14 protein-coding genes and 2 tRNA genes are annotated in these 17,849 nt (G+C 66.3%); 10 read left to right on the plus strand and 6 right to left on the minus strand.

The genetic code is table 11. The features are described 5' to 3' along the window. Positions 1-11: 11 nt before the first annotated feature. Positions 12-2,348 carry an ATP-dependent Clp protease ATP-binding subunit ClpA gene (clpA, locus tag B5V46_RS05380; RefSeq protein ID WP_080615638.1) on the minus strand — a complete coding sequence of 779 codons (2,337 nt, stop codon included), beginning with the start codon at positions 2,346-2,348 and terminating at the stop codon, positions 12-14. Positions 2,349-2,523: 175 nt separating this feature from the next. Then, a complete protein-coding gene (gene gloB, locus B5V46_RS05385) occupies positions 2,524-3,285 on the minus strand; it encodes a hydroxyacylglutathione hydrolase (protein ID WP_080615639.1) in 762 nt (253 codons plus the stop codon). Between the two features lie 68 nt (positions 3,286-3,353). On the opposite strand from gloB, the gene B5V46_RS05390 reads away from it, so the two are divergent. From B5V46_RS05390 to B5V46_RS05415, 6 genes are all read left to right on the plus strand, one after another. Continuing rightward, entirely contained in the window at positions 3,354-4,100 is a 747-nt protein-coding gene (locus B5V46_RS05390) for a class I SAM-dependent methyltransferase (RefSeq protein WP_080615640.1), read from the plus strand. 277 nt (positions 4,101-4,377) lie between these two features. Then, on the plus strand, positions 4,378-4,938 hold the full coding sequence (locus B5V46_RS05395; protein ID WP_080615641.1) for a F0F1 ATP synthase subunit delta: 561 nt from the start codon (positions 4,378-4,380) through the stop codon (positions 4,936-4,938). Next, positions 4,939-6,477, plus strand: coding sequence for a F0F1 ATP synthase subunit alpha (gene atpA / locus B5V46_RS05400; RefSeq protein ID WP_080615642.1), 1,539 nt, complete (start codon positions 4,939-4,941; stop codon positions 6,475-6,477). It begins immediately after the preceding gene. Between the two features lie 21 nt (positions 6,478-6,498). After that, positions 6,499-7,368 (plus strand): F0F1 ATP synthase subunit gamma, encoded by an 870-nt coding sequence (locus tag B5V46_RS05405; RefSeq protein WP_080615643.1) that lies wholly within the window; start codon positions 6,499-6,501, stop codon positions 7,366-7,368. Between the two features lie 19 nt (positions 7,369-7,387). Continuing rightward, on the plus strand, positions 7,388-8,812 hold the full coding sequence (gene atpD / locus B5V46_RS05410) for a F0F1 ATP synthase subunit beta (protein WP_080615644.1): 1,425 nt from the start codon (positions 7,388-7,390) through the stop codon (positions 8,810-8,812). A 57-nt stretch (positions 8,813-8,869) separates the two neighbouring features. Further along, a complete protein-coding gene (locus B5V46_RS05415) occupies positions 8,870-9,280 on the plus strand; it encodes a F0F1 ATP synthase subunit epsilon (RefSeq protein WP_080615645.1) in 411 nt (136 codons plus the stop codon). 585 nt (positions 9,281-9,865) lie between these two features. Here the strand turns inward: B5V46_RS05415 and B5V46_RS05420 are convergent. Genes B5V46_RS05420 through B5V46_RS05430 form a run of 3 tightly spaced genes read right to left on the minus strand, consistent with a single transcriptional unit; the run spans position 9,866 to position 13,002 of the window. Further along, positions 9,866-11,047, minus strand: coding sequence for a VWA domain-containing protein (locus B5V46_RS05420; protein ID WP_080615646.1), 1,182 nt, complete (start codon positions 11,045-11,047; stop codon positions 9,866-9,868). Between the two features lie 52 nt (positions 11,048-11,099). Beyond that, complete coding sequence (locus tag B5V46_RS05425; RefSeq protein WP_231119242.1) at positions 11,100-12,506, minus strand: DUF2927 domain-containing protein; 1,407 nt, start codon at positions 12,504-12,506, stop codon at positions 11,100-11,102. A 49-nt stretch (positions 12,507-12,555) separates the two neighbouring features. Further along, positions 12,556-13,002: a GNAT family N-acetyltransferase gene (locus B5V46_RS05430; RefSeq protein ID WP_080615648.1), complete on the minus strand. Its 447-nt coding sequence runs from the start codon at positions 13,000-13,002 to the stop codon at positions 12,556-12,558. A gap of 316 nt (positions 13,003-13,318) precedes the next feature. Here B5V46_RS05430 and B5V46_RS05435 point away from each other — a divergent pair. Both B5V46_RS05435 and B5V46_RS05440 read left to right on the plus strand, forming a co-directional pair. Next, positions 13,319-13,395 (plus strand) — tRNA-Asp (locus tag B5V46_RS05435). Positions 13,396-13,423: 28 nt separating this feature from the next. Next, positions 13,424-13,500 (plus strand) — tRNA-Asp (locus B5V46_RS05440). Between the two features lie 275 nt (positions 13,501-13,775). On the opposite strand, the gene B5V46_RS05445 is transcribed toward B5V46_RS05440, so the two are convergent. After that, entirely contained in the window at positions 13,776-15,149 is a 1,374-nt protein-coding gene (locus B5V46_RS05445; RefSeq protein WP_080615649.1) for a M20/M25/M40 family metallo-hydrolase, read from the minus strand. Between the two features lie 172 nt (positions 15,150-15,321). On the opposite strand from B5V46_RS05445, the gene B5V46_RS05450 reads away from it, so the two are divergent. Together B5V46_RS05450 and hemA are read left to right on the plus strand one after the other, a co-directional pair. After that, on the plus strand, positions 15,322-16,023 hold the full coding sequence (locus B5V46_RS05450) for a 5-aminolevulic acid synthase (RefSeq protein ID WP_231119243.1): 702 nt from the start codon (positions 15,322-15,324) through the stop codon (positions 16,021-16,023). A gap of 515 nt (positions 16,024-16,538) precedes the next feature. After that, a complete protein-coding gene (gene hemA, locus B5V46_RS05455; protein WP_080615650.1) occupies positions 16,539-17,762 on the plus strand; it encodes a 5-aminolevulinate synthase in 1,224 nt (407 codons plus the stop codon). The last annotated feature ends 87 nt before the right edge of the window (positions 17,763-17,849 follow it).

Here is a 17,849-nt window from a genome sequence, read left to right on the forward strand (position 1 = left end):
CTTTCTGGCGCCTATTCGGCCGTCAGAAGAGGCGGTTTCTTCGAGGAGTCGAGGCGGCGTTTCTCCGGTTCCTCGATTCTCAGGTCGATTTCTCCATCCCGGACACCGACCTTCACGACGCCGCCTTTGGCGAGCTTGCCGAACAACAGCTCTTCGGCCAGCGGCTTCTTGATCGTTTCCTGGATGACGCGGCCCAAGGGTCGGGCGCCCATCTTGTCGTCATAGCCCTTCTCGGCCAGCCATTCGGCGGCTGGGCGGGTCAGTTCGATCGAGACGTTGCGGTCCATCAGCTGGGCTTCGAGTTGCAGCACGAATTTCTCGACGACCTGCAGGATGGTTTCTTTCGGCAGCGGCGCGAAGGAGATCACCGCATCGAGCCGGTTGCGGAACTCGGGCGTGAAGGTCCGCTCGATGGCGGCCGTATCCTCGCCCTCGCGCCGGTCGCGGCCGAAGCCGATGGCGGCCTTGGCCTGTTCCGCGGCCCCCGCATTCGAGGTCATGATCAGGATCACGTTGCGGAAATCGACCTGCCGGCCGTTATGGTCGGTCAGCTTGCCGTGATCCATGACCTGCAGCAGGATGTTGAACACATCCGGATGGGCCTTCTCGATCTCGTCGAGCAGCAGCACGCAATGCGGGTTCTGGTCGACACCGTCGGTCAGCATCCCGCCCTGGTCGAAGCCGACATAGCCGGGCGGCGCGCCGATCAGACGGCTGACGGCATGTTTTTCCATGTATTCCGACATGTCGAAGCGCAGCAGTTCCACCCCGAGGCTTGAGGCCAGCTGCTTGGCCACCTCGGTCTTGCCGACACCGGTGGGGCCGGCGAAGAGGTAGTTGCCGATAGGCTTTTCAGGCTCGCGCAGACCGGCCCGGGCCAGCTTGATCGAGGCCGAGAGCGCCTCGATCGCCTTGTCCTGGCCGAAGACCACGCGCTTAAGGGTGGTTTCCAGATCCTTCAGCAGCTTGGCATCGTCCTTCGAGACGTTCTTCGGCGGGATCCGGGCGATCTTGGCCACCACGGCCTCGATCTCGCGGGGGCCGATGGTCTTGCGGCGCTTGCTTTCGGCGATCAGGTGCTGGGCAGCGCCGGCCTCGTCGATCACGTCGATGGCCTTGTCGGGCAGCTTGCGGTCATGGATATAGCGCGCGGCCAGTTCCACCGCCGACTTGATGGCGTCCGAGGTGTATTTGACCTCATGGTGTTCTTCGAAATAGGGCTTGAGACCCTTGAGGATCTTGACCGCATCCTCGACCGAGGGCTCGGTCACGTCGATCTTCTGGAACCGGCGGCTGAGCGCTCGGTCCTTCTCGAAATGCTGGCGGAACTCCTTGTAGGTGGTCGAGCCCATGCAGCGCAGCTTGCCGCCCTGCAGCGCGGGTTTCAGCAGGTTCGATGCATCCATGGCCCCGCCCGAGGTCGCGCCGGCGCCGATCACGGTATGGATCTCGTCGATGAAGAGGATCGCGTCGGGGTGATCCTCAAGCTCGGTCACAACCGCCTTCAGCCGTTCCTCGAAATCGCCGCGATAGCGGGTACCGGCCAGCAGGGCCCCCATGTCGAGCGAGAAGATCGTGGCCTTCGACAGCACCTCGGGCGTCTCGCCGCCGACGATCTTGCGCGCGAGCCCTTCGGCGATGGCGGTCTTGCCGACGCCCGGGTCGCCCACCAGAAGCGGGTTGTTCTTGCGGCGCCGGCACAGCACCTGGATGCAGCGCTCGACCTCCTGGTCGCGGCCGATCAGCGGGTCGATATCGCCCTTGCGTGACTTGGCGTTGAGATTGACGCAATACTTGGCCAGGGCGGATTCCCGTGCCTCGCCGCCTTCGGGCTGCGCGGCACCGGCCTGGGGTTCCTCCTCGAATTCCGAGGCGCCGGTGACCGGGCGCTGTTCGCCGAAGGACGGGTCCTTGGCGACGCCATGGGCGATGAAATTGACGGCGTCATAGCGCGTCATTTCCTGTTCCTGCAGGAAATAGGCAGCGTTCGATTCGCGCTCGGCAAAGATCGCGACCAGAACATTGGCCCCGGTGACCTCGGTCCGGCCCGAGCTCTGGACATGGATCGCGGCGCGCTGGATCACGCGCTGGAAGGCCGCCGTGGGCACCGCTTCCGAGCCTTCGATATCGGTCACGAGCGTTGCCAGTTCATCTTCGATGAATTCGGTCAGCGTCTTGCGCAACTCCTCGAGATCGACCGAGCAGGCCTTCATCACCTTGGAGGCGTCAGGCTCGTCGATCAGTGCCAGGAGAAGGTGTTCGAGGGTGGCGAGTTCGTGGCGGCGCGCATTGGCCTGGGCCAGCGCAGCGTGAATGGCTTGCTCGAGAGTGTTTGAGAATGAAGGCACGGGACGTGCTCCTTTCCTTCTGTGGCAGAGGTGGGCATTGCCGTTCCTCTACCTTTGCTCTTTAGGATTAAGTTTTGGTTTTTGTTGGCCCGCTTCAAGTTTTTTCTGTTCAAAACCTGGACTCCGTCCCGCGATCGCCCTGTTTTTCGGCAGGCCCGCCGCCGGGACGCGTGGCTCAGAACCTGTCCTTGCGCGCGCGGATCTCGGCGAAGACCTCGATATCGCTTTCGGTTTCCATGCCGAGCGCCTGCCTGAGCTCGGGCCGGTCGGCACGCAGGAACGGATTGGTGGCGAGCTCTACGGAAAGCGGAACTGGAACTGTCGGACGGCCCTCGGCGCGCAGTCGGTCGATTTCCGCGGAGCGGTCGCGGAGCACGGCATTGCCGGGCTCGACAGTCAGGGCGAAGCGGGCATTGGAGGATGTATATTCATGGCCCGAGAATACAAGGGTCTCGGGCGGGAGCGCGGAGAGCTTTTTCAGGCTGTCCCACATCATCGCGGGCGTGCCCTCGAACAGCCTGCCGCAACCAAGCGCCATCAGGCTGTCGGCGGTGAAGACGGCATCCCCCGCGGCAAAGCGGTAGGCGACATGGCCCAGCGTGTGGCCCGGCACCGCGATCACATCGGCAGCAATGGGTCCCTCGCCGATCCGGTCGCCCTCTGACAGCGCCCGGTCGAGCGGCGGCAGCCGGTCGGCCTCGGCCGCCGGCCCCATCACCCTGGCCCCGAAGCGCGCGCGCAGCTCGGCGACGCCCTCGACATGGTCGTGATGGTGGTGGGTGATCAGAATCGTGTCGAGCGTCCAGCCGCGGGTCTCGAGCGCCCCGGCGATCGGGCCGGCCTCGGGCGCGTCGATCAGGACCGCGCCGCCGGGCCCCTTGACCAGATAGGCGTAGTTGTCGTTCAGGCAGGGTACGGTGACGATGTCTAGGGGCATGGTATTCTTGTCCGTCTTGGTTATCCTTGCGTTCCAAGGCCCGAAGCCCGGAGGCAGCGCAGGCGGCAATGCATCTCGATGTTCTCGACCTGAGGAACTTCTACTACCGTACCAATCTGGGGCGCGTGGCGCAGAGGGCAATCCGCCAACAGGTGCGCGATATCTGGCCCGTGGCCAAGGGGCAGACGGTGGCGGGGTTCGGCTTCGCGGTGCCGCTGCTGCGGCCCTTGCGGGCCAGCGCGCGCCGGGTGGTGGCGCTGATGCCGGGCCAGCAGGGGGTGATGCCCTGGCCGGCCGGCGAGGAGAATGTCTCGCTGCTGTGTGAAGAGACCGCCTGGCCGCTGCCCGACGGCTTCGTCGACAAGCTGATCCTTTTGCACGGGCTCGAGACCAGCGAGCATCCGGCCGCGGTGCTGGAGGAATCGCTGAGGGTGCTGCGGCCTGGGGGCAGGGCGCTTTTCATCGTGCCGAACCGCTCGGGGCTCTGGGCGCGGCGGGACGGGACGCCGTTCGGCTTCGGCCGTCCCTACAGTTCCGGTCAGCTCGAGGCGCAATTGCGCCAGCACGGTTTCGAACCCGAGGCGCATCGGGCGGCGCTTTTCTCGCCCCCGACCTCAAGGCGATTCTGGCTTAAAACCGCAGCCATTTGGGAAAATGCGGGGCAACGCATGTCTGCCTATTATGCGGGCGGAGTGCTGATGGTCGAGGCAACGAAGCGGGTCTACCGTCCGACCGGGCTGCCCGTGCAGGATGGTCTGCCGCGCCCGTTGCGGATTCTCGAAGGGCTGCCCAAGCCCGGCGCCGAACCGGCCTGAAACCCCAGCCCTGATGGCGTTGCGCGTCCGGTTCGGGGGCGCTCCGGCGGTCCGGCGGGGGCCGGGCACGGACGGGGGCCGGGGTTTGGGGCCGGCCCTGTGCCACAGCTGTGGCACGCGCGTGACATTCTACGGTTCTAGGCGGTTGCTAGGTCAATCCTCCTCTGCTAAACCCACGCCGATTTCAGAGCGTGCCCGTCAGGGCGCGCCGCTTGATCTGCCCCGTCCGGGTCTTTAACGGGCATGCGAGGGGCCTTAAGACATCGGAAGGGTTGACGTGTCCGAACCAGCTTCGATTTCGTCCGGCATTGCCAAGCGCTATGCCACCGCGCTGTTTGAGATTACCAAGGAAGCCAATGCCATTCCCGCACTCGAGGCCGATGTCGATGCGCTCGACGCCGCGCTTGTCGAAAGCGGGGATTTTCGGGATCTGATCTCGTCGCCCGTCTATTCGCGGGATCAGCAATCGCGTGCCATCGGCGCGATTGCGTCGAAAATGGGGCTGGGGCAAATTCTTGCCAATACGCTGCAGCTGATGGGCTCCAAGCGGCGCCTGTTCGTGCTGCCGCAGCTGGTTTCCGAACTTCGCGCGCTGATCGCCGAGGCCAAGGGCGAGGTCAGCGCCGAGGTCGTTTCGGCCCGGCCGCTGAGCGAGGCCCAGCGCAAGGCCCTGGCCGAGGCGCTCAAGCAGAACGCCGGCAAGGACGTCAAGATAAATGCTTCCGTCGATGAGAGTCTCATCGGCGGCCTTATCGTAAAACTGGGCTCGAAGATGATCGACACCTCGATCCGCGCGCGGCTCAGTGCACTCCAGAACACCATGAAAGAGGTCGGATAAATGGGTATCCAAGCAGCTGAGATCTCTGCGATCCTCAAGGAGCAGATCAAGAATTTCGGTCAGGAGGCCGAAGTTGCAGAGGTAGGCCGCGTGCTGTCGGTGGGTGACGGCATTGCCCGTGTCCATGGCCTCGACAACGTCCAGGCGGGCGAGATGGTCGAGTTTCCGGGCGGTATCCGGGGCATGGCGCTGAACCTCGAGGTCGACAATGTCGGCATCGTGATCTTCGGCTCGGACCGTGCCATCAAGGAAGGCGATGTCGTCAAGCGCACCAACGCGATCGTGGACGTGCCCTGTGGTGATGCGCTGCTGGGCCGCGTGGTCGATGCTCTGGGCAACCCGATCGACGGCAAGGGCCCGATCGCGGCGACCGAGCGCCGCGTCGGCGACGTCAAGGCGCCGGGCATCATCCCGCGCAAATCGGTGCATGAGCCGATGGCCACCGGCCTGAAATCGGTCGACGCCATGATCCCGATCGGCCGCGGCCAGCGCGAGCTGATCATCGGCGACCGGCAGACCGGCAAGACCGCTGTGGCGCTCGACACGATCCTGAACCAGAAATCCTACAACGAAGCCGCAGGCGACGACGAGAGCAAGAAGCTCTACTGCGTCTACGTCGCCATCGGTCAGAAGCGCTCGACCGTGGCCCAGCTGGTGAAGAAGCTCGAGGAAACCGGCGCGATGGCCTATTCCATCATCGTCGCCGCCACCGCCTCGGACCCGGCGCCGATGCAGTATCTCGCCCCCTATACCGCGACTGCGATGGGCGAGTTCTTCCGCGACAATGGCCGTCATGCGCTGATGGTGTATGACGATCTGTCGAAACAGGCCGTCGCCTACCGTCAGATGTCGCTGCTGCTGCGCCGTCCGCCGGGGCGTGAAGCCTACCCGGGCGACGTGTTCTACCTGCACTCCCGCCTGCTGGAACGTTCGGCCAAGATGAACGAGGATCACGGCGCGGGCTCGCTGACCGCCCTGCCGATCATCGAGACCCAGGCGGGCGACGTGTCGGCCTATATCCCGACCAACGTGATCTCGATCACCGACGGCCAGATCTTCCTTGAAACCGACCTGTTCTATCAGGGCATCCGTCCGGCCGTGAACACCGGTCTGTCGGTGTCGCGTGTGGGCTCTGCGGCCCAGACCAACGCGATGAAATCGGTTGCGGGCCCGGTGAAGCTGGAACTGGCGCAGTATCGCGAGATGGCGGCCTTTGCCCAGTTCGGCTCGGACCTCGATGCCGCGACCCAGAAGCTGCTGAACCGCGGCGCGCGTCTGACCGAGCTGATGAAGCAGCCGCAATACTCGCCGCTGACCAATGCCGAGATCGTCTGCGTGATCTTCGCGGGCACCCAAGGCTATATCGACAAGGTCGCCGTCAAGGACGTGACCCGCTACGAGACCGACCTGCTGACCTTCCTGCGCAGCAGGCATCAGGATCTGCTGGACGACATCACCAACAACGACCGCAAGGTGAAGGGCGAGCTCGAGGATAAGATCCGCGCCGCGCTGGACGAATTCGCCAAGAACTTCGCCTGAGCGTGGATGGGATCGGGATAGATGCCTAGCCTCAAGGACCTCAAGAACCGGATCGCCAGCGTCAAGTCGACGCGGAAGATCACGAAGGCCATGCAGATGGTCGCGGCGGCCAAGCTCCGCCGCGCCCAGGAAGCCGCCGAGAACGCGCGCCCCTATGCCGCGCAGATGGAAAAGGTCATGTCCGGACTCGCGGCCTCGGCCACGGGGGCGGCCAATGCGCCGAAACTCCTCGTCGGTACCGGCTCCGAGAAGGTGCACCTCCTGGTCGTCATGACGGCCGAGAGGGGCCTTTGCGGCGGCTTCAACTCGTCGATCGTGCGTCTGGCGCGCCACAAGGCGCAGGACCTCATCGCCGAGGGCAAGACCGTCAAGATCCTGACCGTGGGCCGCAAGGGCCGCGAGCAGCTGAAGCGCGACCTCGGCGACCATTTCGTCGGCCATGTCGACCTGAGCGAGGTCAAGCGCATCCGCTACGGAAATGCGCGCGAGATCTCGCAGGACATCATCTCCCGCTTCGAGGCGGGCGAGTTCGACGTCGCAACGATCTTCTTCAGCCGCTTCAAGTCGGTGATCAGCCAGGAACCGACCGCCCAGCAGATCATCCCGGCCGTCTTCGACGAACCCGAGGACAGCTCGACCATGTATGATTACGAGCCCACCGAGGGCGAGATCATGGCCGAGCTTCTGCCCCGCGGGGTGGCGACCCAGATCTTCGCCGCGCTCCTCGAGAACGGCGCCTCCGAACAGGGCGCGCGGATGTCCGCCATGGACAACGCGACCCGGAACGCGGGCGAGATGATCGACAAGCTGAACCTCGAGTACAACCGCTCGCGTCAGGCTGCGATCACCAAGGAGCTGATCGAAATCATTTCGGGCGCCGAGGCGCTCTAACGGAACCGGAGAAACGACAATGGCAAATGCTGTAGGCAAGGTCACCCAGGTGATTGGTGCCGTGGTCGACGTTCAATTCGACCAACACCTGCCCGAGATCCTGAACGCGCTGGAAACCGAGAACAACGGCAAGCGTCTGGTGCTGGAAGTGGCCCAGCACCTCGGGGAGAACACCGTGCGCACCATCGCCATGGACGCGACCGAGGGTCTCGTGCGCGGCGCCAAGGTGACCGATCTGGAAAAGCCGATCTCGGTGCCGGTGGGCGATGCCACGCTCGGCCGCATCCTGAACGTGATCGGCGAGCCGGTCGATGAAAAGGGTCCGGTGCACGCCACGGAAACCCGCGCCATCCACCAGCCGGCGCCCGAATTCGCCGAACAGTCGACCTCGTCCGAGATCCTCGTGACCGGCATCAAGGTCATCGACCTGCTGGCGCCCTATTCCAAGGGCGGCAAGGTCGGCCTCTTCGGCGGTGCCGGCGTGGGCAAGACCGTTCTGATCATGGAACTGATCAACAACATCGCCAAGGTGCACTCCGGCTACTCGGTGTTCGCGGGTGTTGGCGAGCGGACCCGTGAAGGCAACGACCTCTATCACGAGATGATCGAGTCGAACGTCATCAAGGTCGACGATCTGTCCAAGTCGCAGGTGGCGCTGGTCTATGGCCAGATGAACGAGCCTCCGGGAGCCCGGGCCCGCGTCGCGCTGACCGGCCTGACCCTGGCCGAGCAGTTCCGCGACCAGTCCGGCACCGACGTGCTGTTCTTCGTCGACAACATCTTCCGCTTCACCCAGGCGGGCTCCGAGGTGTCGGCGCTTCTGGGCCGGATCCCCTCGGCGGTGGGCTATCAGCCGACGCTGGCGACCGACATGGGCGCGCTGCAGGAACGCATCACCTCGACCAAGCGTGGCTCGATCACCTCGGTTCAGGCGATCTACGTGCCTGCGGACGACCTCACCGACCCGGCGCCCGCGACCTCGTTCGCCCACCTCGACGCCACCACCGTGCTGTCGCGTGCGATTTCCGAACTCGGCATCTACCCGGCGGTGGATCCGCTCGACTCGACCTCGCGGATCCTCGATCCCTCCGTCGTCGGCGAAGAGCATTACCAGGTGGCGCGCGACGTGCAGGGTATCCTGCAACGCTACAAGTCGCTGCAGGACATCATCGCCATCCTCGGCATGGACGAACTGTCGGAAGAGGACAAGCTGACCGTGGCCCGCGCCCGGAAGATCCAGCGGTTCCTCAGCCAGCCCTTCGACGTGGCGAAGGTCTTCACCGGTTCGGACGGCGTCCAGGTGCCGCTTGAAAAGACCATCGCGTCGTTCAAGGCGGTCGTGGCCGGCGAATACGATCACCTGCCCGAATCCGCCTTCTACATGGTGGGCGACATCGACGATGTGGTCGCCAAGGCCGAGAAGATGGCGGCCGACGCGGCCTGATAGGGGTTTCGGCTCCGGGCGGTTCTGCCGCCCGGAGCCAGCTTGCAAGGAGGCAACATGGCCGACACGATGCAATTCGATCTGGTGGCGCCGGAACGCCGCGTGGCCTCGGAAAAGGCGACCTCGGTCGTGATCCCGGGCTTCGAGGGCGACCTGACCGCGATGCCCCAGCACGCGCCCCTGATCACCACCCTGCGCCCCGGCCTGCTGGAGGTCTTCACCGAGTCCGGGTCGCGGAAATATATCGTCACCGGCGGCTTCGCCGAGATCACCGCCGACGGGGCCACGGTGCTGGCCGAGCGCTCGCACCCGGTCGAAGAGGTGACCCAGGAGATGATCGACGAGATGGTCGCCGAGGCCCGCGCGGCCGCCCGTGACGCCCATCCCGACGTTGTCGACGCCGCGGCCAGGATGCTGGCCGACATGGTGGCGATGGGTACGCATATGGGCTTCGAGCCCCGGGCCTGAGGCCCGAAGCTTCGACGTTCCGGAAAGGGTCCGCCATGGCGGACCCTTTTTCATATGGAGGCCCTCCGGGCGGTCGGCCTGGCTCGGGGGTGGGCGCGCGTGTTTCCGGCTCGTGCCGGCGGGCGGACGGTTCCGGGACTTCCGTCCTTCTTCGCCCAGAGAGGCCGGCGGTCTCCCTCGGGGCCTCCGGGCAGCCGCGCCCGCCGGCTGCGGCCGGGCGGGCGGTTTCATGCGCTCGTCGGGCGGTGGCGCCCGCACATGCGATGGGGGCGCGCCTCCGGCGGCTTTCGGTCGCCCCTGCCATCGTGCCCGGACCGATGATGGCCCGTGCCCGGCACCTGCCTTCCCGTCGCTCGGCCTCATGCCCTCGTGCGCGGTCGCGCCGTTGGCTTGCAGGCCTGAGGGCCCAGACCGGTCATGTCGGGCGAGAGGCGTTTTCTCACCGGCTTCCCGTTTTCCGCGTGACGGTGGCGCAGAGCCCCGGCGGCGGCTTGCGGTCGCGCCGCCGCCCTGAAACGACAGGAACGGGGGCACACGGCTCGCGGCCTGTCAGCCCAGCCAACGAAACGCGGGCTGCGTTCGCTGCTAACCGAGCGATTTCATGCCCCGCTCGATCCCGTCCAGGGTCATCGGCACCATGCGGTCTTCGAAGATCTCCTGGATCATGCCGATCGACCGGGTATAGGGCCAGTGCTGCTCGGGGACCGGGTTGATCCAGAGATGGTCCGGCCATTGTGCGCGGGCGCGCTCCAGCCAGACCTGGCCGGGCTCGGCGTTCCAGTGCTCGTTGGCGCCGCCGGCAAAGGCGATCTCATAGGGCGACATGCTGGCATCGCCGACGAAGATGCACTTATAGTCGGACCCGTAGGTCCGCAACACCTCCCAGGTCGGCGTGACCCGGTCCCAGCGGCGGCGGTTCTCGCGCCAGACGCCTTCGTAAAGGCAGTTGTGGAAGTAGTAATGCTCGAGATGCTTGAACTCGGCGCACGCAGCCGAGAACAGCTCTTCGACCACCCGGATATGGTCGTCCATCGATCCGCCGACATCCAGAAACAGCAGCACCTTGACGGCATTGCGCCGTTCGGGCCGGGTCTTGACGTCGAGATAGCCGCGATCGGCGGTCGCGCGGATCGTGCCGTCGAGGTCGAGTTCCTCGCGGGCGCCGTCGCGGGCCCAGCGGCGCAGGCGTTTCAACGCCACCTTGATGTTGCGGGTGCCAAGCTCGACCGAATCGTCGAGATTGCGGAAGTCGCGCCGGTCCCAGACCTTGACCGCGCGGCGGTGGCGGCTTTCGTCCTGACCGATCCGCACGCCCTCGGGATTGTAGCCGTAGGCCCCGAAGGGCGAGGTTCCGGCGGTGCCGATCCACCTGTTGCCGCCCTGATGGCGTTCTTTCTGCTCCTTCAGCCGTTCCTTGAGCGCCTCCATCAGCTTGTCGAACCCGCCCATGGCCTCGATCCCGGCCCGCTCCTCGGGGCTGAGATCGCGCTCGGCCAGCTTGCGCAGCCATTCCTCGGGCAGATCGAGCGCCTCGATCACCTCGCCGGGATCGATATCCTCGAGCCCGCCGAAGCTTTGCGCGAAGGCCCGGTCGAACCGGTCGAGCTGGCGCTCGTCCTTCACCAGCGCGGTGCGGGCGAGATAATAGAAGCCCTCGGTGTCATAGGTGACGAGCCCGGCCTTCATGCCGTCGAGAAAGCTCAGATACTCGCGGAGCGAGACCGGAATGCCGCTGGCGCGGAGGGTCTGGAAGAAGGGCAGGAACATGGCGCAAGAATAGGGCCGCCGGGCCCGGTCGGAAAGGGCTTGCAGGCCCGGACTAGTCGGACCGGGCCGGGGACAGGCTGGCGATCTCGGCCATCCGGACCCGCACCTCCGCCGCCGAGCCGAAGCCGTAGCGGGCCCAGCCAAGCGCCTCGTGCCGGATTGCGCCTGCCTCGCTGCCCCGGCCGAGCATCTCGAGCGCCGTGGCCTTCATCAACAGCATCGAGGCCAGCAGCGCCGCATTCTCGCCCGCCCGGACATCGTCGAGATGGGCGTCGATCAGCGCAATCGCGGCTGCGGGCCGGTCGCCCGACAGCGCGAAGGCGGCGATATGCATGGCCACATGGGCCGATTGCACCCGCGTCACGGGTTGGGCAGCATAGATCCTTCCGGCTTCGACGAAGGCCGCAAGCGAGGTCTCCGCCGCGTTCCGGTCGAGCGACAGCCGCCCCAGGGCAAACAGGCTGAAGCCCATCCGGGTGTCGCGCCAGCCCTGGCTGCGGGCGATCTCGACAGCCCTGCGGGCCGCCGCCACCCGGCGCGAGGCGGAGGTTGCCGGTCCGAGCGCGGTCTCGATGGCGTCGATCCAGGCCCGCGGCGTGGGCGAGGGCGGCAGGGCCGGGCCAGGTCGCTCGCCGCGCGGATTGAGCCTTGCGAGAAGTCCGGGCAGCAGCCGCGCGGCCTCCTGCCGGGTGGTGCCGTTCGGAAGTTCGGGCGCGTAATAGACGCGCAGCACCAGCATGTCGAAGCCGGTCAGGACGGTGTGGAAATTGTCGTCGTTGAAGACCGAATCGGGCAGTCGGTACAGATCGTTCAGTGGGCCGATGGCCTGTGCGAGTTCCTCATGCAGGCAGTCACGCACTTCCTGCGGGCTGACATCGCCGGGAATGAAGACCGTCACTCGCTCGCGGATGGCAAGCGTCGTCCAGTCGATCTCGCCCGAGCGGCGGCTGCGGCGGTATTCGTCCCAGGACGAGATCCGGGGCACGACGAAACAGGCGGCCTGCGGCACCAGCCGCTGAAGCTTGGCCCGGGCAACGAACTCGATGGTGACCTTGGCATCGGCATCGGATGCGACGCGGCGGATGCTAATGCCGGCCTCGCGGCGGAGCCGGGCCAGAAGCGCGGCCAGATCGGGCCCGAGGGTCGGCGGTGCAGGGCCGGTGACGCGCAGGGTGATCGGTTCCTCGAAGCGGGTCATGTAGGGCAGGGGGCGCCCGCTTTCCATCTGGAAGGCAAGATCGAGGAAGTCCCGGGCGATGGCGGCATTCGGGCGCTCGGGCGGCGTCACGCGGTGGCTGGTGAAGGTCTTCATCGGCGGCAGTTCGGCTGCGGCCGTCGGGGGAGGGGCGCTCAGCTCGGGGCGCGGGGCGGCGGCGCAGCCTGCAAGCGCAAGGGCCAGCACGAGGCTCGCCACCCGCGAGGCATGCCGCGTGACAGGCGTCGGCTCAGGTCCCGGCACAGGCCCCCGTCCGGTGGCGCTCCGCCGAGGGTGGCTTTGGCGGGGGGCGTCAGCCACGGACATATTTCACGAAGGCTGTGGGCTGGCCGATGCGGTCGTAAAGCTGTCGGGCGGTGTCGTTGAACTCCTGTGTCAGCCAGTAGACCGAGGGCGTGCCGCGGGAATCGGCCACGGCATAGACCGCCTCGATCAGGGCCCGGCCGACGCCGCGGCCGCGAACCTCGGGATCGGCATAGAGGTCTTGCAGATAGCAGACGTTTTCGGGCTTCCAGCAATGGCGGTGGAAGATGAAATGCACCAGCCCGACCGGACGGCCACCGATCAGCGCGAGACGGCAGCCCATGTTCGGGTCGCCGCCATGCAGCAGCCGGGCGAAGGTGATGTCGCAGGTCTCGGCCGGAACCGCGCTGTCATAGAAATCGAGATAGGCGGTCCAGAGGCGGCGCCAGGCGGCGGCGTCTTCGGGGCGAAGCGGACGGACGAGAAGGTCGGTCACGGAGGGGCCTTTCGCGGGGGGGCAGGGAGGATTCCGACGCCCGCATCTTGCGAGACCGGCGGAGGCTTCACAAGGGTCGGCGGTATGTGACGGGCGATGAGGGGCGGGAGCGTGTCTCCAGGGCCTGGGACGGGCCTTTGGATGAGGCCTGTTGCGGGGGGCTGCCGCAGGGGCATTTCAGGCGCTTTTGCCCGGGCCGGATGGCTGGCGTGAAAAAACCCTTGCCGAAGGCGAAAGAATTGCGACCGGAGGCGCTTGACGGGGGCTCTGGGCGTCAATAAAAGGCACGTCACGCCGGGCGAGCCCGGAAGGCGCTGCGGTTGTAGCTCAGTTGGTTAGAGTACCGGCCTGTCACGCCGGGGGTCGCGGGTTCGAGCCCCGTCAACCGCGCCACCGCCTTCCTGTTTGTCCTGCGCGATGCGCGGTTGTAGCTCAGTTGGTTAGAGTACCGGCCTGTCACGCCGGGGGTCGCGGGTTCGAGCCCCGTCAACCGCGCCACTTATTCCTGAAATTGAAAATATTGCCGCCCGGCCAGAGGGCAGGGCGCTCCCGCCCGTCTTTGGCGGCCTGGCGGTCGCCGCATCCCGTTGGGCCCGGCGCCGCGCTGTGGCGCGGCGCGCCCGGATATCCGGGCGCTGGCAGCGCGCTTCGGGGGAGCGTGTCAGGCAGAGGGGCTCGGGGGAGGCTCCGGCCGCATTTCGGGACGGCCGGAGCGATGGTGTCAGGTGCAAGGATCAGACCCGGGGATCTGGCCCGGAGGTCAGGTCTGCGGATCAGGCAGACAGGGCCGCGAGGATGCGGGCCCAGCTGCGGATGCCCTTGTGGAAGCTCTCGAGGTCGTATTTCTCGTTCGGCGAGTGGATCGCGTCATCGTCCTTGCCGAAGCCGATCAGCATCGAGTCCATGTCGAGCAGCGTCCGGAAATAGCCCGCCACCGGGATCGAGCCGCCCGAGCCGACGAAGGCGGCGGGATGAGGCCATTCGTCCGAGAGGGCCTGGCGCGCCTTCTCGAAGGCCGGGTCGCTGATCGACATCTGCGAGGCGGGCGAGGCGCCATGCGGCGCGAATTCGACCGAGCAGTCGGGCGGCAGCAGGCCGCGCACCATCTCGCGGAACGATTCGCGGATCCGGACCGGGTCCTGGCTGCCGACGAGGCGGAAGCTGATCTTGGCCGAGGCCTTCGAGGGCAGCACGGTCTTGAAGCCCGCGCCCTCATAGCCGCCGGAGATGCCGTTGATCTCGCAGGTCGGGCGCGACCAGAGCATCTCGAGCACCGAGCGGCCTTCTTCGCCCGCAGGCACCGACAGCCCGACCTCGCCCAGGAACTGCGCCGGATCGAAACCGGTCGCCTGCCATTGTGCCAGGATCTCCTCGGGCATCTCGGGCACGCCCTCGTAGAAGCCGGGCACCGTCACCCGCCCGGTCTCGTCATGCAGCGCGGCAATGATCCGGGACAGCACCCGGATCGGGTTGATCGCCGGGCCGCCATACATGCCCGAATGCAGGTCCTTGTCGGGGCCGGTGATGGTGATCTCCTCGCCGACGAGTCCGCGCAGCATGGTAACGATGGCGGGCGTCGCATCGCCCAGCATGCCGGTATCGCATATCAGCGCGAGATCGGCCTTCAGCATCTCGGCATTCTCCCTGAGGAAGGGCACCATCGAGGGCGAGCCCGATTCCTCTTCGCCTTCGAGGAACATCGTGATCCGGGCGGGCAGGCTGCCATGCACCGCCTTCCAGGCGCGGCAGGCCTCGACGAAGGTCATCAGCTGGCCCTTGTCATCGCCCGCGCCGCGGGCGCGGATCACCTTGCCCTTCGGCGTCTCCTCGATCGCCGGATCGAACGGATCGCGTGCCCAGAGCGACAGCGGATCGACCGGCTGCACGTCGTAATGACCGTAGAACAGCAGGCTGGGGCCGGTGTCGCCGCCCTTGCCGACGACCATCGGGTGCTTCGGGGTCGGGCAGGTGCGGGCCTCGAAGCCGATCGAGGCGAGGTCGCGCACCATCCAGTCGGCGGCCTCGCGGCAGGCCTCGGCATGCGCCGGGTCGGTCGAGATCGAGGGGATGCGTAGCAGCGCCATCAGACGGTCGAGCGCCTGCGGCAGGTCGGCGTCGATGCGGGCGAGAACGGGGTCGAGACTCATCGCTATATCCTTCCGGTGCGGGGGGTGCGCGGACCCTATCAGGCGGGCCGGGACTGTCCAGAGGGCTGGACAGAGGGCTGGACAGAGGCCTGTCCGGAGGCCAGAGCGAAGGGCTGGAACAGCGCCGCGCGCCGGTCTAGGGTCCCGGAAGATCAAGCGACAGGAGGACGATATGCTGCGGAGCAACGGGCTCGCGAAGTCGAATGCCAATCGGAAGATGCGGGTCGCGACAGGGGCGCGTCCGGGGCCTGCGCTGCCGCTCGGGGAGGGGCCGGGCCCGGTACTGGGGGCCGCACTGGGGCCCGCACTGGGGCTGGTACTGGGGCTGGGGGCTGCGGCGGCGGTCTCGGCCGCGCCGGTCGATGGCAAGGGCGCGCGCAAGCTTCTGTTCAAGCCCGAGGGGGCCGAAGTCGTGGTGGTCGATCTGCCCTTCCTGTCGGAGAATGACCGCAAGACCCTCGCCGTCGTCGGGGCACAGCAGCCCTATTACGGTGCCATCGCGGTCGCGCCGACCGAGGGCCTGCGGTCCAAAGCCACCCTGGCGGCGGCCAATTACCACGATGTAGACGCGGCTCGTGTCGCCGCGCTCAGGGGCTGTGACGCGGCGCGCAAGCCCCGGGGAGAGCCCTGCGTGATCGCCGCCGAGATCCGGCCGAAGGGCTGGGAACCGCGCGGATTGCAGCTGTCGGCGGATGCCACCGAAGGGCTGGGCCGCGAATACGGACGCCGCGGCGGTCCGCGCGCGATGGCGATCTCGCCATCGACGGGGCGCTGGGCGGTGAGCAAGGGGCAGGGGGCTGCGTCCGACGCGCTGTCGGCCTGTGCCGAGCAATCCGGCGCCACGGATTGCCGGATCGCGGTCGAGGACCGCTGAGGCGCCGGGGCCTGCGGCCGGGCCTTCCGGCCGCGCGGCGCGGGCCTGCGGCGTCATTTTACGCGCCGCGAACCGTGTCTATCCAAGCTTACAGTGTACCTGTCCATCTGAATTGACAGAAATCAATGTTCAAACCTCAAAACTGTCGCTAAGCTGACGGACGTATGCTGTGCGCAGACGCGCCTTGAGGCCGAATCGCGCCATATTGCTCTGGTACCGGTGGATCGCAGAAACCCTGTTTCCGATCGGAACGCCCGGCCCGGAGAAGATGGCGCAAAAGCAAGGATCGGCTGAAAATTGTGCAGCATCATGCTTCGATACCCGATGTTTTTCGCATATGAGAAACGGACGGGGAAACGGAAACGGCGCTACGCCCTGTCCCGGCCGGGACAGACGGAACGCCAAAGGGGTCGGTCGGTGACCCCGAAACGCAGAAGGATCCGGCGGGTTCCGCAGGGCGGACGTGACGGACATCTTCGAGGGCCTTGCGAGGCCGACACAAAAGGAGAGACCCGGTGGATTATACCGCTGCTTTGGACGCATCCATCAACCGGCTGCATGAAGAAGGACGCTACCGCACCTTCATCGATATCGAACGGCGCAAGGGCGCCTTTCCCGAGGCGGTCTGGAGCCGTCCCGACGGTGAGAACCAGGACATTGTCGTCTGGTGCGGTAACGACTATCTGGGCATGGGGCAGCATCCGACGGTGATCGCCGCCATGCAGGATGCGATCTCGGCGACCGGCGCCGGGTCGGGCGGCACCCGCAACATCTCGGGCACCACGATCTATCACCGCCGCCTCGAGGCCGAACTGGCCGACCTGCATCAGAAAGAGGCCGCGCTGGTCTTCAACTCGGCCTATATGGCCAATGATGCCACGCTCTCGACCCTGCCGGCGCTGTTCAAGGATCTGGTCATCGTCTCGGACGAGCTGAACCATGCCTCGATGATCCAGGGCATCCGCCATGGCCGTTGCGACAAGCACATCTTCCGCCACAATGACGTGGCGCATCTGCGCCAGGTGCTGGAAAGCATCGAGAAGGGCCGCCCGATCCTGATCGCCTTCGAATCCATCTACTCGATGGACGGCGATTTCGGTCCGATCGAGGAGATCTGCGACCTGGCCGACGAATTCGGCGCGCTGACCTATATCGACGAGGTCCATGCGGTCGGCATGTACGGCCCCCGCGGTGCCGGTGTCGCCGAGCGCGACAATCTGATGCACCGGATCGACATCATCAACGGCACACTCTCCAAGGCCTATGGCGTCTATGGCGGCTATGTCGCGGCTTCGGCCAAGATGTGCGATGCTGTCCGCTCCTATGCGCCGGGCTACATCTTCACCACCTCGCTGCCGCCGACCATCGCGGCCGGGGCCTGTGCCTCGGTGCACCACCTGAAATCCGATGTCACGCTCCGCGAGAGGCATCAGGACCGGGCCCGTGTGCTCAAGGCCCGCTTCAAGGGGCTCGGCATGCCGGTGATCGACCATGGCAGCCATATCGTGCCGCTCATCGTCGGCGATCCGGTCCACACCAAGCGGATCTCGGACATGCTGCTGGAAGGCTACGGCATCTACGTGCAGCCGATCAACTTCCCGACCGTGCCGCGCGGCACCGAGCGGCTGCGCTTCACGCCCTCGCCGGTCCATACGCCCGAGCAGATGGATGCGCTGATCCGTGCGATGGACGAGCTCTGGTCGCAATGTGCGCTGAATCGCGCCGAACTGACGGCCTAGGCGCATCCGCGGGTGTACCGCTCCCGCGCTTGTGATAATGTTTCGGAAACGAGGCGGCGATTCCATGACGCGCCGCCTCGGCAGGGA

This window comes from Rhodovulum sp. MB263 (assembly GCF_002073975.1).
Classification (GTDB): Bacteria; Pseudomonadota; Alphaproteobacteria; order Rhodobacterales; family Rhodobacteraceae; genus Rhodovulum.

What these genes read in the sequence shown, in the direction of transcription:
- B5V46_RS05390 (WP_080615640.1), top strand. Translation starts at nt 3,354, where the DNA reads ATGCATCTCGATGTTCTCGACCTGAGGAACTTCTACTACCGTACCAAT.
- atpA (WP_080615642.1), top strand. Translation starts at nt 4,939, where the DNA reads ATGGGTATCCAAGCAGCTGAGATCTCTGCGATCCTCAAGGAGCAGATC.
- gloB (WP_080615639.1), bottom strand. Translation starts at nt 3,285, where the DNA reads ATGCCCCTAGACATCGTCACCGTACCCTGCCTGAACGACAACTACGCC.
- B5V46_RS05450 (WP_231119243.1), top strand. Translation starts at nt 15,322, where the DNA reads ATGCTGCGGAGCAACGGGCTCGCGAAGTCGAATGCCAATCGGAAGATG.
- B5V46_RS05405 (WP_080615643.1), top strand. Translation starts at nt 6,499, where the DNA reads ATGCCTAGCCTCAAGGACCTCAAGAACCGGATCGCCAGCGTCAAGTCG.
- B5V46_RS05415 (WP_080615645.1), top strand. Translation starts at nt 8,870, where the DNA reads ATGGCCGACACGATGCAATTCGATCTGGTGGCGCCGGAACGCCGCGTG.
- B5V46_RS05420 (WP_080615646.1), bottom strand. Translation starts at nt 11,047, where the DNA reads ATGTTCCTGCCCTTCTTCCAGACCCTCCGCGCCAGCGGCATTCCGGTC.
- B5V46_RS05445 (WP_080615649.1), bottom strand. Translation starts at nt 15,149, where the DNA reads ATGAGTCTCGACCCCGTTCTCGCCCGCATCGACGCCGACCTGCCGCAG.
- atpD (WP_080615644.1), top strand. Translation starts at nt 7,388, where the DNA reads ATGGCAAATGCTGTAGGCAAGGTCACCCAGGTGATTGGTGCCGTGGTC.